The organism is Deinococcus aerophilus (assembly GCF_014647075.1).
In the GTDB taxonomy this organism is placed as follows: domain Bacteria; phylum Deinococcota; class Deinococci; order Deinococcales; family Deinococcaceae; genus Deinococcus; species Deinococcus aerophilus.
Window position 1 is genome coordinate 57,765 of sequence record NZ_BMOM01000006.1, and the last position, 15,539, is coordinate 73,303.

14 protein-coding genes are annotated in these 15,539 nt (G+C 67.5%); 7 read left to right on the forward strand and 7 right to left on the reverse strand.

Annotation, left to right across the window (positions count from 1 at the left end; all coding sequences use genetic code 11):
• The first annotated feature begins 61 nt into the window (after nucleotides 1–61).
• Entirely contained in the window at nucleotides 62–1,126 is a 1,065-nt protein-coding gene (locus tag IEY21_RS05600) for a type III polyketide synthase (RefSeq protein WP_188902219.1), read from the forward strand.
• Between the two features lie 178 nt (nucleotides 1,127–1,304).
• Here the strand turns inward: IEY21_RS05600 and IEY21_RS05605 are convergent, their stop codons facing one another.
• From IEY21_RS05605 to IEY21_RS05620, 4 genes are all read right to left on the reverse strand, one after another.
• A complete protein-coding gene (locus tag IEY21_RS05605) occupies nucleotides 1,305–1,634 on the reverse strand; it encodes a hypothetical protein (RefSeq protein ID WP_188902221.1) in 330 nt (109 codons plus the stop codon).
• A gap of 22 nt (nucleotides 1,635–1,656) precedes the next feature.
• The gene (locus tag IEY21_RS05610) at nucleotides 1,657–1,866 is read right to left on the reverse strand and encodes a hypothetical protein (protein ID WP_188902222.1); all 210 of its coding nucleotides are present in this window, start codon (nucleotides 1,864–1,866) and stop codon (nucleotides 1,657–1,659) included.
• 106 nt (nucleotides 1,867–1,972) lie between these two features.
• Entirely contained in the window at nucleotides 1,973–3,892 is a 1,920-nt protein-coding gene (locus IEY21_RS05615; RefSeq protein ID WP_229752914.1) for a heavy metal translocating P-type ATPase, read from the reverse strand.
• A 219-nt stretch (nucleotides 3,893–4,111) separates the two neighbouring features.
• The gene (locus tag IEY21_RS05620; protein WP_188902224.1) at nucleotides 4,112–4,945 is read right to left on the reverse strand and encodes a hypothetical protein; all 834 of its coding nucleotides are present in this window, start codon (nucleotides 4,943–4,945) and stop codon (nucleotides 4,112–4,114) included.
• Between the two features lie 170 nt (nucleotides 4,946–5,115).
• On the opposite strand from IEY21_RS05620, the gene acnA reads away from it, so the two are divergent.
• From acnA to IEY21_RS05635, 3 genes are all read left to right on the forward strand, one after another.
• On the forward strand, nucleotides 5,116–7,827 hold the full coding sequence (acnA, locus tag IEY21_RS05625; RefSeq protein ID WP_188902226.1) for an aconitate hydratase AcnA: 2,712 nt from the start codon (nucleotides 5,116–5,118) through the stop codon (nucleotides 7,825–7,827).
• A 132-nt stretch (nucleotides 7,828–7,959) separates the two neighbouring features.
• The gene (locus IEY21_RS05630; RefSeq protein WP_188902228.1) at nucleotides 7,960–8,286 is read left to right on the forward strand and encodes an HNH endonuclease; all 327 of its coding nucleotides are present in this window, start codon (nucleotides 7,960–7,962) and stop codon (nucleotides 8,284–8,286) included.
• 61 nt (nucleotides 8,287–8,347) lie between these two features.
• On the forward strand, nucleotides 8,348–9,724 hold the full coding sequence (locus tag IEY21_RS05635; protein WP_188902230.1) for a S8 family peptidase: 1,377 nt from the start codon (nucleotides 8,348–8,350) through the stop codon (nucleotides 9,722–9,724).
• Between the two features lie 224 nt (nucleotides 9,725–9,948).
• On the opposite strand, the gene IEY21_RS05640 is transcribed toward IEY21_RS05635, so the two are convergent.
• The 3 genes from IEY21_RS05640 to IEY21_RS05650 all read right to left on the reverse strand — a co-directional run bounded on the left by IEY21_RS05640 (nucleotide 9,949) and on the right by IEY21_RS05650 (nucleotide 12,209).
• A complete protein-coding gene (locus tag IEY21_RS05640; protein ID WP_188902232.1) occupies nucleotides 9,949–10,218 on the reverse strand; it encodes a hypothetical protein in 270 nt (89 codons plus the stop codon).
• Nucleotides 10,219–10,329: 111 nt separating this feature from the next.
• Complete coding sequence (locus IEY21_RS05645; protein ID WP_188902234.1) at nucleotides 10,330–11,418, reverse strand: enolase C-terminal domain-like protein; 1,089 nt, start codon at nucleotides 11,416–11,418, stop codon at nucleotides 10,330–10,332.
• Nucleotides 11,415–12,209, reverse strand: coding sequence for a nucleoside/nucleotide kinase family protein (locus tag IEY21_RS05650; RefSeq protein WP_188902236.1), 795 nt, complete (start codon nucleotides 12,207–12,209; stop codon nucleotides 11,415–11,417). The genes IEY21_RS05645 and IEY21_RS05650 overlap by 4 nt, the downstream gene beginning before the upstream one ends.
• Before the next feature lie 117 nt (nucleotides 12,210–12,326).
• On the opposite strand from IEY21_RS05650, the gene IEY21_RS05655 reads away from it, so the two are divergent.
• The 3 genes from IEY21_RS05655 to cysK all read left to right on the forward strand — a co-directional run bounded on the left by IEY21_RS05655 (nucleotide 12,327) and on the right by cysK (nucleotide 15,526).
• The gene (locus IEY21_RS05655) at nucleotides 12,327–12,464 is read left to right on the forward strand and encodes a hypothetical protein (protein ID WP_188902237.1); all 138 of its coding nucleotides are present in this window, start codon (nucleotides 12,327–12,329) and stop codon (nucleotides 12,462–12,464) included.
• Between the two features lie 75 nt (nucleotides 12,465–12,539).
• Nucleotides 12,540–14,369 (forward strand): PRC-barrel domain-containing protein, encoded by a 1,830-nt coding sequence (locus tag IEY21_RS05660; RefSeq protein WP_188902239.1) that lies wholly within the window; start codon nucleotides 12,540–12,542, stop codon nucleotides 14,367–14,369.
• Between the two features lie 191 nt (nucleotides 14,370–14,560).
• Nucleotides 14,561–15,526 (forward strand): cysteine synthase A, encoded by a 966-nt coding sequence (gene cysK / locus IEY21_RS05665; protein WP_188902241.1) that lies wholly within the window; start codon nucleotides 14,561–14,563, stop codon nucleotides 15,524–15,526.
• Nucleotides 15,527–15,539: the final 13 nt, after the last annotated feature.

Consider the following 15,539-nt stretch of genomic DNA (forward strand, 5'->3'; position numbering starts at 1 on the left):
GTGAAGATCCCTCCCGGCCTCCCGCACGTTTCTCCCGGCCCGCGCGCGGCAGAATGCCCCGATGAGTTCTGCTTCCTGCCCGCCTGTCGTGCGCTCGCTGGTCACGGGCACGCCTCCCCACCATGTTCCGCAGGGGCAGCTCAGGGAAGCGGCCCGCACGTTGTTTCCGCGCATGGCGGCGCGGCCGCAGATGCTCGACGTGTTCTCCAACGCCCAGATTGACGTGCGGGCGCTGGCCCGTCCGCTGGAGTGGTACCTGCAGCCGCGGGGATTTGGCGAGAAGAATGCCGTCTTCGTTGAGGAGGCGCGTGCGCTGATCACCCGGCTGGGGGCCGAAGCCCTGCGGCAGGCGGGGGTCGCTCCCGCCGAGGTGGACGCGGTGATCGTCGTGAACACCAGCGGGCTAAGCACGCCCAGCCTGGACGCGTGGCTGATCGAGGCGCTGAAACTTAACCGGCACGCCGCACGGCTGCCCGTGTGGGGGCTGGGCTGTGCGGGTGGAGCCGCCGGACTGGCGCGGGCGGCCGATCTGGTGCGTGCGGGCTTTCGCCGGGTGCTGTACGTGTCGGTGGAACTGTGCAGCCTCACGCTGGTCAAGGGCGATGAGTCAAGCAGCAACTTCGTGGGAACGGCCCTGTTCGCCGACGGCGCGGCAGCCCTGGTCGTCACCGCAGCGGACGTGCCCGGTCCGCCCGCCCTGCTGTCCCTGAGCGGTGCGCGCAGCACCCTGATCGAGAACAGCGAGGACATCATGGGCTGGGATGTGGTGGACGACGGCCTGAAGGTCCGCTTCAGCCGCGACATTCCGGCGCTGGTGCGCCGCATGATGCGCCAGAACGTGACCGACGCCCTCGCGGCCCACGGCTGGAACCGGGAGGAGGTGGGCACCTTCGTTGTCCACCCGGGCGGCGTGAAGGTGCTGGCCGCGTACGAGGAGGCGCTGGACCTGCTGCCCGGCGCGCTGGACAGCAGCCGCCGGGTGTTGCGGGCCTACGGCAACATGAGCAGCGCGACCGTCTTGTTCGTGTTGCAGGAGGTGCTGAAGGCGGCTCCGCGCGGCAAGGCCCTGCTCAGTGCCATGGGCCCCGGGTTCAGCGCGGAGCATGTGCTCGTGGATTTCGGTTAGGGGTCCGGAGTCCCGGCCTGGAACAGGAGAAACAAGAGCCTGTCCTCCCGTACCCAGGAGTCGGGTCCGCTCCGTACACCGCGATCACGAAACACGGACCGTGGCAGGCCCAGATCGGGCCGCACGGTCCATCTTCTGCGTCTCTGTCAGAGGGGAGGAAGCTGTGAAGTGCGGCCGTTCAGGTCTTCTCGTCTCCGTCCACCGTCTTCTGCGGGTCGGCGGCGGCCCCGCTCGCCGGCAGGCCATCCTTCATGCCCCCGAAGCTGGGGGGGTTGATCGCGTCGCCGCCCTGCGTCTCGGGCCGGGGGTCAAGGGTACTGGCGACCTGCTGGGCCTGGGAGGTCGTTCGTCCGGCCCCCGCCTGCCCATCGCCCTCCTGCGCCCAGTACTCCTGTTTCTCACCGTCGCTGGGGTCCTTGAGCGTCCCGGTCTGCCAGTTGTCGTTGGTCTGGACCGCCGTCTGCGGTACGTTGTCCTGCGCTTCTCCCTGCGGTTTGCCTTGTGCCATGCCTGGACCTCCCGGAGGGCCGTTACGAACGCTGGTTGGGGTTTTTCAGGGTGTCCGTGCCGATCACGCTCTCGGGCAGGTTCTCGGCCTGACGGGCTTTTTCCTGCATTCCCGTCTTCTGCACGCCCTTGATGTCACTCAGGTCGTTGGTGTCCTTGGTTCCGCCCTGCGGGCTGTGGTTTTCCTGGGCGGGGTGGTTGGCGTCATTGCGGTCGGGTTTGCCTTCTCCCATGGTCTGAGCACCTCCTTGGTTGATCTGGTCAGCCCAGGCTAGGGCAGGGCAGGCCGGGTTGTGGTGCGAGACAGATTTAGAAGGCTTTGGTGATCGTGGGTCCGGACTACAGCCGGTGCCTGAGCAGGCGCAGGCCCATGAACACCACAAAGACCGTGCCGCCCTCGTGCGCGACCACGCCCAGCGGCAGCGGAATCTGTCCGGCCACCGCCAGCGGCGCAACGATCAGGATGACCCCGAAAGCAAAACTCAGGTTGAGGATCACGGTGCGCCGGGCGTCCCGGGCCAGGCGGATTGCGCCCGCCAGCCGGCCCAGGTCGTTTTGCATCAGCACCACGTCGGCGCTCTCGATGGCGACGTCGGTGCCGCTCGCCACGGCGATGCCCAGATCGGCGCGGGCCAGCGCGGGCGCGTCGTTTACCCCGTCGCCGACCATGGCGACCGGGCCCGGCAGTTCCCCGATGATTCGCAGCTTGTCCTCGGGCAGCAGTTCGGCGCGGTACTCGGTCAGGCCAATGTCGTGCGCCACGCTCTGGGCAACCTGCTGGCGGTCGCCGGTCAGCATCACCGGGTGGGCCACCCCTGCCTCACGCAGGTCGGCGATGGCCTGGGCAATGCCGGGGCGCAGCGTGTCGGCCACGCCCATCACGCCCACCACCCGGGTGTCCAGGCCCACGATCACGCTGCTGCTGCCCTGCGCGTTCAGCCCGTCCAGCGCGGCCTGCTGCTCAGGGGTCAGGGCCGCGCCCTCGCGCGTCATCAGGCGCAGGTTGCCGGCCCAGACGCGCTCGCCCGTGTCCAGCGTGGCCGTGATGCCCAGTCCGGGTACCGCCTGGGCGCCCCGCACCGGCACCGGAGAGACTCCAGCCTCACGCGCCGCGCCCACGATGGCCTGTGCGATGGGATGTTCGCTGTGGCTTTCCAGGCCGGCGGCCAGCGCGAGGGTCCCCGGCTCATCGTCGGCCAGAAAGCGGGTGACCGTCATCTTGGCCTGGGTCAGGGTGCCGGTCTTGTCGAAGGCCACGGTTTGCACGCGGGCCAGGGTGTCCAGGGCCGCGCTGCTCTTGAACAGCACGCCCGAACGCGCCGCGGCCGCCATGGCGCTGAGCATCACGGCGGGAGTGCTGATAACGACCGCGCAGGGACTGGCCACCACCATGAAGGTCATGGCGCGGTACCACGCGGCGTCGACCGACAGCCCAAAAGCGTAGCGCAGCAGCGCAAACACAGCGGGCACCAGCAGCAGCACGGCAGTGGCGTACGGACTTTCCCAGCGCTCGGTCAGCGACTCGGTGCGGCTCTTGGCGGTCTGGGCCTGCTCCATCAGCGTGACCAGCCGCGCCAGCGTGCTTTCCCCGGCGGGACGCAGCACCTGGGCTTCCACGCTGCCGTTCAGGTTGACCGTTCCCGAGGCGAGTTCTGCGCCGACCACCTTGTCGATGGGCACGCTCTCGCCGGTGATGGGCGACTCGTCCACGGCAGTTTGCCCGATGGTGACGCGGGCGTCGGCGGCAATGCGTTCACCGGGCTTGACGATCAGCACGTCTCCGATGCGGATCTCGTTCAGTTCGCACCAGCGTTCGCGTCCGTCGCGGCGCACGGTTGCTCCGTCGGGATTCAGATTCATCAGGGCGCCGATGGCCTGTTTGGTGCGGCCCATGGCCCAGTCCTGCAGGGTGTTGCTCAGGCTGAACAGGAACAGCAGAATGGCGCCGTCTGCCGCCTGTCCGATGCTCGCCGCCCCCAGCGCGGCAAGGACCATCAGGAGATCCACGTCCAGCTTGCGTTCCACGAACAGGCTGTGCAGCGCCTCGCGCCCGGCGGGAATGCCTCCGGCGAGGTAGGCGAGCAGGTATCCGCCCCACATCACTGCTGGACTGTTCAGCAGATACTGGCCCGCCACACCCACGAGCAGGCCCAGCAGGGTCAGGGCCGTCATCGTCACAGCAAAACGCAGCTGTGGAGAGAGGTTGAAGCGGCTGGGCTGTTTCGGCGCGGCAAAATCGGCGCGGGTAGAAGTGGTCAAGGGCAGGCCTCCTGGCAGGTCTGAGAAGGGGGAGGAAGAATCTTAATAGGAAAGATTCTCAATAAGAAGGATTTTACGCCTCCCCGCCTCCAAACTCAACGCTCCATCCTGAGCGGAGAACTCGGGATGGAGCGTTGCGGCGGGAGCCTGTGGTGGTGGGTCCGGACTGTGGTGCAGGTGGTGGGGGCGGGGGCGTTTTCCCCATTGCCGCCCCAAATGTCAGCCCCGCACCTCGGCCGCGAGGTTCAGCGCCGCCTTCTTGAGGGTCACCGCTCCCTGGCCCGCTGCCAGCACCTCGCCGGTGTTGCCGTCCACCACGCGGGCCACCGCGCGGGCCGCTCCGCTGCCGTCGGGTTCCACCACCAGTTCCAGGCGCTGTCCTGGCCCCAGCTGCTGCGCGGCGTAGTTCAGCACCCAGTCGCCCCAGTTGACGTTTTCCGGTCTGGGAGCGCTCGCTTTGGCCTCCTGTTTCTCGCGGTAGGCCTGGGTTTTCTGGTCCACGTGCGTGCGGATGACCTCGAAGCGTTCGGGGGCGCTGAGCGTGCCCAGCGGAACCTCGTCGCCGCTGTCGGGATGGTGAACGGTGGCGTCGGCATCCAGCTTGCGGACCACGCTCGCCATGATCCGCACCTCGGCGGCCGGGACCTCCCACGGCAGATCGTCGTCTGATTCATGGGCAGGGTCTGGTGCGGGCGCGGCGGCCTCGACCAGCCGGGCCACAACGCGCTGCTGCTCGGGCTCCATCTCGGTGACCAGCCGTGCGGCGGCCCGGAAGCTGCGTGCCTGCGCCTCGGTTCTGGGCTGGATGCCCAGCGGCTCGAGTACCCGCGCCACGTCGGCGGCCTCGATCAGGCGCCCGGCCTGCGGGCCAGTGAACCCCCAGCGGCTTTGCAGGTACGCCTCAAAGCTGTCGTGGGTGGTGCGGTAAAACCCGTTGTCGCGGATCTCGCTCAGGGCCTGTCCGGTCCGGCGAAAGTCGCGCAGGCCGTCGCGGACGGTCTGTTCCAGGGCACTCAGGCGGGCGGCTTGGTGGGGTTCAAGTGGAGCAGTCATGGGCAACCTCGGCAGGAGAGAAAACGGGGGATGGGGGACATTGCGGGACTGTGTTGTTCCTGTAGTAGTTACGGCTGATGAACGTCGTGACCGTGTGGGTGACGCCCGCGCTCATGACCCCCGGCTTATGATGGAGACATCGCCCCACAGGGGCAAGGAGGAGTTCGAACATGGCGATGAACCTTTTCGGCGCGCGCGACACGTTGACCACCCACAGCGGCCAGAAACTCTACTTTTATAACCTGAACAAGTTTGCAGATCAGGGGCATGACATCAGCAAGCTGCCGGTGAGCATCAAGGTGCTGCTCGAAAGCGTGTTGCGTGAGGCCAACGACTACGACGTGCGGCGCGAGGACGTGACCACCGTGGCCGGGTGGAAGCCCGTCAACGAAGAGGTGGAGATTCCCTTCAAGCCCGCCCGCGTGATTCTGCAGGACTTCACCGGCGTGCCTGCGGTGGTGGACCTCGCCGCCATGCGCAGCGCGATGGTCGCCATGGGCGGCGATCCCAACAAGATCAACCCGCTGATTCCGGTGGATCTGGTCATTGACCACTCGGTGCAGGTCGACGAATTCGGCACCGAGTTCGCGCTCGCGAACAACATGGCCATTGAGTTCGAGCGCAACCGCGAGCGCTACGAGTTCCTCAGATGGGGCCAGCAGGCCTTCGACAACTTCGGCGTGGTGCCGCCCGCCTCGGGCATCGTGCACCAGGTCAACCTGGAGTACCTCGCCAAGGGCGTGCAGAGCCGCCCCGAGGACGACGGCGTGGTCGTGTACCCCGACAGCCTCGTGGGCACCGACTCGCACACCACCATGATCAACGGCCTGGGCATCGTGGGCTGGGGCGTGGGCGGCATCGAGGCCGAGGCCGTCATGCTCGGCCAGCCCATCTACATGCTGATGCCCGAGGTGATCGGCTTCAAGATCACCGGCGCGATGCCCGAGGGGGCCACCGCCACCGACCTAGCGCTGCGCGTGACCCAGATGCTGCGCGAGAAGGGCGTGGTCGGAAAGTTCGTGGAGTTCTACGGCGCGGGCCTGAGCAACATGACCCTGCCCGACCGCGCGACGATCGCCAACATGGCCCCCGAGTACGGCGCGACCATGGGCTTTTTCCCGGTGGACGACGAGGCGCTGCGTTACCTGCGCCGCACCGGCCGCCTGGAAGACGAGATCGAACTGGTCGAGGCGTACTACAAGGCCCAGGGCATGTTCCGCACCGACGAAACGCCCGATCCCGTGTTCACCGACACCATCGAGCTGGACCTGGGCACCATCGTTCCCAGCCTGGCCGGACCCAAGCGTCCGCAGGACCGCGTGAACCTCAGCGACATGCACACCGTGTTTGCCGAGGCGCTCACCGCTCCCGTCAAGGGCCGCGGCTTTGAGCTGCCCGAGGGCAAGCTGAACGCGCAGGGCACGATCACCGGCACCGACCTCAAGATCGGCCACGGCGCGGTGACGCTGGCCTCCATCACCTCCTGCACCAACACGAGCAACCCCAGCGTCCTGATCGCCGCCGGTCTGGTCGCCAAGAAGGCCGTGGAACTGGGCTTGACCACCCAGCCCTGGGTCAAGACCTCGCTGGCCCCCGGCAGCCGGGTCGTCACTGATTACCTGGAGAACGCGGGCCTGCAGACCTACCTGGACCAGATCGGTTTCAATACGGTCGGCTACGGCTGCATGACCTGCATCGGCAACAGCGGGCCGCTGCCCGAGCCCATCGTGGACGCCATCAACGAGGGTGATCTGGTCGCCGCGAGCGTCCTGAGCGGCAACCGCAACTTCGAGGGCCGCATCAACCCGCACATCAAGGCCAACTACCTCGCCTCGCCGCCCCTGGTCGTGGCCTACGCGCTGGCCGGAACGGTCGTGAACGACATCGTCAATGATCCCATCGGCACGGGCAAGGACGGTCAGCCGGTGTACCTGCGCGACGTGTGGCCCAGCAACGCCGAGATTCAGGACATCATGGACCGGGCCATCAACGCCGAGATGTTCAAGAAGGTCTATGACGGCATCGAGAAGAGCAATGCCGACTGGAACGCCATTCCCGTTTCCGAGGGTGCGCTGTACGACTGGAATGCAGACAGCACCTACATCCAGAACCCGCCGTTCTTCGAGACGCTGGCCAACGGCCCCAGCGAGATCGTGAGCATCGAGGGCGCGCGCGTGCTGGTCAAGGTCGGCGACAGCGTGACCACCGACCACATCTCGCCGGCCGGCAGCTTCAAGGCGGATACCCCCGCCGGCAAGTACCTGACCGACCGCGGCATCAAGCCGGTGGACTTCAACTCCTACGGCAGCCGCCGGGGCAACGACCGCATCATGACGCGCGGCACCTTTGCCAACATCCGCCTGAAGAACCAGCTGGCTCCCGGCACCGAGGGCGGCTTTACCACCGACTTCACCACCGGCAACGTGACCTCCATCTACGACGCCGCGCAGAACTACAAGGCGAGCAACATCCCGCTGGTCGTGCTGGCCGGCAAGGACTACGGCATGGGCAGCAGCCGCGACTGGGCCGCCAAGGGCACCATGCTGCTGGGAGTGAAGGCCGTGCTCGCCGAGAGCTTCGAGCGCATCCACCGCAGCAACCTGGTGGGCATGGGCGTGCTGCCGCTGCAGTACAAGAACGGTGAGACCGCCGAGTCGCTGGGCATCGCGGGCGACGAGATGATCGACGTGGTCCTGCCCACCGACCTGAAGCCGCGCCAGGACGTGACCCTGCGCGTGGGCAAGAACGGCGTGACCCGCGAGATCACCGTGCAGTGCCGCATCGATACCCCGGTTGAGATCGACTACTACAAGAACGGTGGCATTCTGCAGACCGTGCTGCGCAGCATTCTGGAGCGCAGCAAGGATGAAGTGAAGGCGTAAGCCCGAGCGGACAGCGCGTGCCTGATGAAGTGGGCCCCACCTGGGAAACCGGGTGGGGCCCGCTCCTGCCTGTCTGCTCCATGCCTGCCCCCTGGTTCTGGCCCGCCGACCACACACCGTATGCTGCTGCGCATGGCCCGCAAACGTGCAGAAGACAGCTGGTATGCTCCCCCCAAACCTCCCGAGACCTGTGTGCTGTGTGGCCGTGAAGCGCCGACCATGACCGACCACCATCTGATTCCCAAGTCGCAGGGCCGGCGGCAGGGGGTCAAGCTCGGAGAGATTCCAACGGTCAAGATGTGCGCCGCGTGTCAGGGGTACCTGTCCAAGACCTTCAGCAATTCGGAACTTGCCAACGAGTTGAACACCGTCGAGGCGATCCTTGCACGTGAGGAGGTTCAGAAGTTTGTGGCCTGGGTACGCAAGCAGCCCCTGACCAAGGGCGTGCGCGTGCATTAGCGGGGAGCCGACCTCACGTCAGTCGAACTTGGGTCAGCGGACCGGCGTATATCCTGTAAATATGGCCCGCCGTCTGCTTCTGTCTGCCCTGACCCTTCCGCTGCTGCTGAGCGCCTGTATGGACCAGATGGCGCCGCCCGAGCAACCCCGCCCCCCGACCCCGCCGCCCATCATTGACCCGCCGGCGTGCTCTACCGCACCGACCGGGCTGGGCGTGGCGGGGGTGAGGGCACAGGTGGTGCGGGCGGCACGGGTGGGCGCTCAGGGCTGGAACGCCCCACACGTGCCCGGCGAGGTGTTGATCGTGTCTGCCGGCGGCAAGGTCCTGGGGGCGCAGGCGCTCCGGGCCCTGGCAGGGGTGCAGGTCACCGAGGTAGGGCCGGGTACCCGGCTGGCGCGCACCCCGGCCGGAGAGGGGGACCAGGCCTTTGCGGCGCGGCTGCAGGCGGCGGGCGTGCGCACCCAACCCAACTTCGTGTACGCGGCGCTGGCGGTGCCCAACGATCCGGGGGTGCCGGGCAACGCCGGAATTTCAATTGGCACCCTGAAGGTGAACCAGACCTACCTGACGCGCGTGCACGCGCAGGACGCCTGGAACGTGCTCGCCGGTCTGGGCAAGACTCCGCTGGGAGCGGCCACCGCCGTGCTGGATTCGGGTCAGGACACCACCCACCCGGAACTGCAGGGCCGCCTGAGCGCACAGGCATCCTTTCTGGACGGATGTCCGGACACCACCTCCGGACACGGCACCGCCACGGCCGGCCTTATCGGCGCGAAGACCAACAACGGGGTGGGGGTGGCCGGGATGGTCTGGGGCGGCCCCCTGATCGGCGTGGAGGTGCTGGGCGAGGACGGAGCCACCACCCTGTCTGTGGCGCAGGGACTGGACTACGCCGTAAAACAGGGTGCCAAGGTCATCAACATCAGCCTGGGCAGCCCCGGGAATCCGGGGGATACGGCGCTGGACGCGGCCCTGGCCTCCGCAGCCAAGAGTGCCGTGATTGTGGCGGCGGCGGGCAACACTGCCGCGGAGGGCGTGTACTACCCGGCGAGTCACCCGGATGTGCTTGCGGTGGGCGCGGTGGGGGCCAAGGACAGCGAACTGGCGTGCTACAGCGCACGGTCCTCGACCAAGCTGCCGCGCGCGCTGGACCTCGTCGCGCCGGGTGGAGCGGGCTTTGGTGCGTGTCCGGGGGCCACGCGGGAGCAGGACCTGCCCGTGCTGCTCGCCGGGGGTGGGTATGGGCTGGAGGCGGGAACCAGTTTCTCCGCTCCTCTCGTCAGCGGCGTGGCGGCGCTGATGCGCGGCGCGAATCCGTCGCTGACGGCGGACCAGACCCGGGCCCTGCTGCTCGACAGCGCGGACCGCTCGGGTGGGCTGCCGCTGCTGAATGCCGAGGCCGCCGTACGTGCGGCGGTGAAGGCCTCCGGTCAGTAAGGCCCTGTCCCGTCAGCAACCGGGCAACACAATCACCCCAGAACTGCCCCGCCGATGCACCGTCGGCGGGGCAGTCTTTGGACGCAGCGCTGTCCTGACCCGTGGCGCTGGACCGTCTGCTGAGAAGCGGTCCGTGCGCTCCGCCGGGCCGCTTGATCCTGCCCTGACGGTACATTCCCACTCAGAGCAGCCGGACACGCACGGCCCAACCCGCGCCATACGCCTCAGCGAAGGTCGCGGTTGTCGGTGGCGAGCGCCGGGGTCTGCAGATGGCGCAGCAGCAGGGCAAACACAACCACAGCGTGCAGGACCAGCAGCCCGAACAGGCCCTCACTCGGCTGGGTGGTGTAGCCGTAGGCACCGACCAGCTGAAACAGGGTCACCACCAGCAGGGCGTTTGGCCGTCGGTCCCGAAAGTGCACAAAAACGTAGGTGCCGCCGATCATGCTGAACAGCAGGGGAAGGGCCAGAACATTGAGCATTTCTTGATCCATGCTTCATTATCCAGGGGGGTTCCTGACATGACTGTCACCTGGATATACCTCCGTCTTGCGTCCACTGTAAGGGCGGGGCCGCTGGCATGTGTAAGCGGATTACCTTAACGCCTACTGCCGCCAGCGTTCCAGCTGCCGGGGGTCAACCGCGTGCTCGCGCAGGCTGCCCACGTCCAGCCAGCCGTCCTGAAAGGTGATGGGCAGGTTGAGCAGATCGTCTTGCAGTTTCAGGACAAAACTCAGTTCGCACGGCTCGGTGACCTCGGCCTGCGTGGACAGCAGGGCGGCATGCAGGGTGCCCAGCCCGCTGCTCGCCTGCGAGCCGACCATTCCCCTCCTGCCGTGCCGCGCCGCCGCCCGCAGCATGGTGAGACCGTCAGTGAATCCGTTGCGGGCGGTCTTGACGTTCAGCACGTCAAAGGTCCCGAAATCCAGTTCACGGTCCAGGTCGGCGGGTGTAAAGCAGCTGTCGTCGGCCACGATGGGCAGGATGCCGCGCCGGTGCAGTTCGGCCCGCGCCCGCAGGTCCCGGACGGGCAGGGGTTCTTCCACGTACATCAGGCCCGCCTCCCGCATGGCCTCCAGGGCGCCGGGAGCGGTCTGCGGGGTCAGGGTCTCGTTGCTGTCGGCGTACAGCGCCACCGTCTCGCCAAAGGCGGCGCGCAGGTCCCGGATAACCGCGAGGTCGCGGGCGTGGTCACGGCCCACCTTCACCTTGAGGCAGCGCACGCCCGCGGCGACCACCCGTTCGGCTTCGGTCAGCATCTCCTGAGCGGGGGCGATGCCCAGGATAAAGCTGACGCGCACGCGGGTCCGGGGTCCCAGCAGCACATCGAAGAGGCTGCTCCCCTGCGCTCGGGCACGGGCGTCCCACAGCGCCATGTCCAGGGCGCCGCGCGCGGTGTGGTTGTTCGCCACGCTGTTGCGCACGCGGTTGAGCGCCGCTTCGTCCGTGATGTCCAGACCCATGAGCGCCGGGGCAAGGTGGGCCAGGATGGCCTCCACGCTGGCGGGCGTCTCGCCGTAGATGGTCGGTCTGGGGGGGGCCTCGGCGACGCCCACCGTGCCGTCTGACAGCGTGACCCGCACCAGCACATGTTCGGCGGCGCTGAGGGCCGAGTGGGCGCCCCAGGCCAGCGCGGAGGTCAGGGGCAGGCGGTAGGGCACGGCCTCCACCCGCTGAACGGTCGCGCCGCTCATGCCCAGGCCTCCACCGCACGCGCGACCTCGGCGGGGCTCAGGGCCACGGTATCCAGCACCAGCGCCCGCCGGGGCGGCAGCGTCCGGAGCAGGGCCTCGGCGGCGGCGGGGTCATAGCTGCGCCGCTCGCTCACCACGATCTTCACCTTGGCCAGGATGTCGGCGGCGCGGTGACCGTCAGCTTCCAGGGCGGCGAGTTCCTCCAGTTCGGCGGGAGTGAACACCTGTGCGCTGCCGGGCAGGGTGGCCAGGGCAGCCCGCAGGTTCATCCGGGGCACGTCTGCAGCGTTCAGCTCGGGGGTGCTCACCCGGTCAAAGGCGTCGGCCCGGCCCAGCAGCCGGCGCACGCGCACTGTATCGGGCGCCCCCAGCGCCACAAACCGCCACTGTGGAAACGTCCGGGCCGCGTACTGCACCTCGTCCAGCCCGCGCAGGCCGTCGAAGATCAGCGGGCCGGTCCAGTGGCGGGTATCGGCCAGCAGGGACCCCAGCGCCTGTGCCATTCCGCCGGGGTGGTCGGCGCGGTACTGCGCGGTCAGGCGAAAGCGTTCCTCGCGGTCATGGACCGGGCCGCCGGCCAGCGGGTAGATCATTACGGCATCGGTGATCTCACGGCGGTCCGGCAGCACGCAGGATTCCGCCCCGGTGTGCAGCGCGGCCACAGCGGTGCTTTTGCCCACGCCGGTGACGCCGACGAGTACGGTCAGCGGCGCCTCGCCCAGCCGGACTTCATGAGGTTCCGGCGGCGTGGACCCGGCGCGGAGGTGGGGCAGGACAGGCGTGACAGTCATGACCTGAGGCTACACTCTGGCTTTCCTAAAGACCGAACCAAGATTCAGTCAAGTGGGGCTGATGCTGCCCAACCCCACATTCCGGGGGACCTTCATAAACTGAGGTCCGGAGGCACCATGACGAGACTTAAGGGCAGTCGCAGAGGAGGAGGCGGTATCTGGCTTCTGATCCTGCTGATCCTGATCGTTGTTTTCCTGCTGCTGTACTTTCTGTACCTCAAGCCCCAGGGCATCCTCAATCTGGGTTTTATCTGAGGTCTGAGTCTGTATTTAAATTGAGAAGCCACACCTGGCTTTCCGCCCCTCTTTGATGAATATGGAGCGTGAACTATGATTAAAGGCAATGACATTATTGGACAGCACGTGGTCGCCATCGACAGCGGCCAGCGCATTGAAGGCGTCCACGATCTGATTTTCGACCATCAGGCCAATCAGGTGCTGGGACTGCTCGTCGACGAGGGAGGGTGGTTCCGCGCTGCCAAGGTGGTGCCCTTCGAGGCGATTCATTCGTTTGGCGAGGACGCCATCATGATCGACTCGGCCGCCGCCGTGACCTCGACCCGGCAGGACGACCGGCTGGCCGATGTGCTCGACAGCGATATCCGCCTGATCGGCATGACGCTGCTCACCACCGACGGTCAGGATCTGGGCAAGATCGCCGACGTGTACTTTGATGAGAAGACCGGGCACGTCGAGGGTTATGAGGCCACCGGGGGTCTGTTCTCTGACCTCAGCAACGGGCGCACCTTCGTGCCGGCCCCGGAGAACGTGCAGATCGGAGAGCACGCGGCCATCGTGCCGCTCGCCGTGGCTTCCGCCATGCAGGAGCAGGAACCGGGCGGCCTGCGGGGAGCGTTTCACCACGCGGGAGACTCGCTCAAGGACACCTACGGCAACATTGCCGACGCCACCAAGGAACGCCAGAAGGAGTACGTCACCGGCAAGACGGCGGGCAACGACATCATCCTGGAAGACGGCACGGTGCTGATCCGTCAGGGTGAGGTCATCACGGCTGAGCAGGCCGATCAGGCCGAGGAACATGGCCGGCTGACTGCATTGGCGACCTCCGTGACCGGGGGGGCAATCTCAGGAGCCTACGACAACATGGCCGGCGCCAGCCGGGAGCGTCAGAAGGAGTACGCCATCGGCAAGACGGCGGGCAGCGACATTACCGATGACGCCCATGAAGTCATCGTGCGCAAGGGGGAAGTGATTACCGCCGAGCAGGCCGACCGCGCCGAGGCCGCCGGCAAACTGGGGACGCTGGCGTCCTCGGCCACCGGGGGCGTGCTCGTCGCCACCTACGGCAGCGCCCGTGACCGGGTGCAAGAAGGCTATGACGACATCCGGGGCGCGACCGCTGAGCGCCAGAAGGCCTATGTCGTCGGCAAGACCGCCCGCACCGACGTGACCACCGACGCCGGCGAGACGATTGTGTACGAGGGCGGCGTGATCACCGAATTTCAGGCGAACCGCGCCGAACAGACGGGTCGGCTCGGCGCGCTGACCGCCGCCGCCATGGGGGGGCAGGGTCAGGAGCAGGCTGCGGAACATGACCGCCCCGAGGCCACCATCGGCCGCCGGGCCCGGATGGCGGTGCGCGCTCCGGGCGGCAGCGTGGTCGCGGCGCAGGGACAGATCGTTACCCCAGCCATTCTGGAACGGGCCCAGCATCTGGGCGTGGAGCAGCAGCTGATGGACGCCACGCTGACCCGCCGGGACACGGGCAGTGGCACGGGCACCCGCGAAGCCCTGGCGGGCGGCCTGGACAGCGTCTCCGAGGGAGCGAGCAACCTGTGGGACCGGGCCAAGGGCTGGCTGGGTGAGCGGCGTGAGGACGTGGAAACCGCCAACGAGGAGCGCCAGCGGCAGCACCACGAGCAGCGCATTAAAGACGCGCTGGGTCGTCCGGTCAACCGAGTCATCCTGGCCCCCGACGACAGCATCATCCTGAACGTGGGTGAGATCGTGACCCACAAGGCGGTGCAGCTGGCCACCGACAGCGAGGTGCTCGACGTGCTGCTGGGCAGCGTGAGCAAGGAGGCGCCCGACCTCAATCCGCTGAACACGCGGCCCGACGAGCAGGGCCGGGCGGCGCTGGACAGCCAGACGGAACCGGCCCTGCAGAACCGGGCCGTTGATCCCAAATCTCAGGGCTGAGGCGCGGGCCTTCCGTCCATACCCCTTGTCCATCACCATCACACCCATCCGCACCGCCAGTCGGGTCCCCTTCGGGGGATCTTTTTCTGAGTGGGCCTGCCGGGCCGGGACATTCATGGCTTCATCATTCCGGCCCACTTTGCGAGCGGCGGCGCGTTGTGGAGGGCCCTGCCAGGCCTATGCTGGCGGACATGGTCGAAACGTTGATTGGCAATACCCCGCTGGTTCAGCTTCAGCGCGTGACGGAACCCGGCATGGCCGACGTGTTCATCAAGCTGGAGGGCCAGAACCCCGGCGGCAGCATCAAGGACCGCACGGCGCTGGGACTGGTCGAGGACGCCGAACGCAGTGGCCGCCTGAAGCCCGGCGGCACCATCGTCGAGCCGACGAGCGGCAACACCGGGGTGGGGCTGGCGCAGGTGGCGGCGGCCAAGGGCTACCGCCTGATTCTGTGCATGCCCGCCCAGATGTCCGAGGAGCGCAAGCGCACGCTGCGGGCCTACGGCGCCGAGTTGATCCTCACCGATCCCGAGCGGCGGATGCTCGCCGCCATTGAGGAGGCCGAGCGCATCGCTGCCGAGACGGAGGCCGTGATGATGGGCCAGTTCACCAACCCTGCCAACCCCCAGGCCCACGAGCGGACCACCGGCCCGGAATTGTGGACACAGATGGAGGGACGTATCGACGCCTTTGTGTATGGCAGCGGTACGGGCGGCACCATCAGCGGGGTGGGACGGTATCTCAAGCGGCAGGACCCCGGCATTCGGGTGATCGCGGTAGAGCCCGCCCGCAGCAACGTGCTCAGCGGCGGTGAACGCGGCGAGCACGGCTTTCAGGGCATGGGGCCGGGCTTCATTCCCGACAATCTGGACCGCAGCGTGATCGACCAGGTGATCACGGTCTGGGAGGAAGATGCCTATCCGCTGGCCCGCCGCCTGGCAGAGCAGGAGGGCGTGTTCGTGGGCATGAGCAGCGGCGCCAATGCCTGGGCCGCGCTGCAGGTGGCCCGCGAACTGGGCGCGGGCCGAAGGGTCGCCACCATCGCCTGTGACACCGGAGCGCGCTACCTTACCACCGCGCTGTTCAGCGAGGAGACCGGAACGCCCCCGGGCTACCTTCCATATTCACGCGAGAAGATCACCACACCGGCGAGCTGACCGCTGCCGCTCC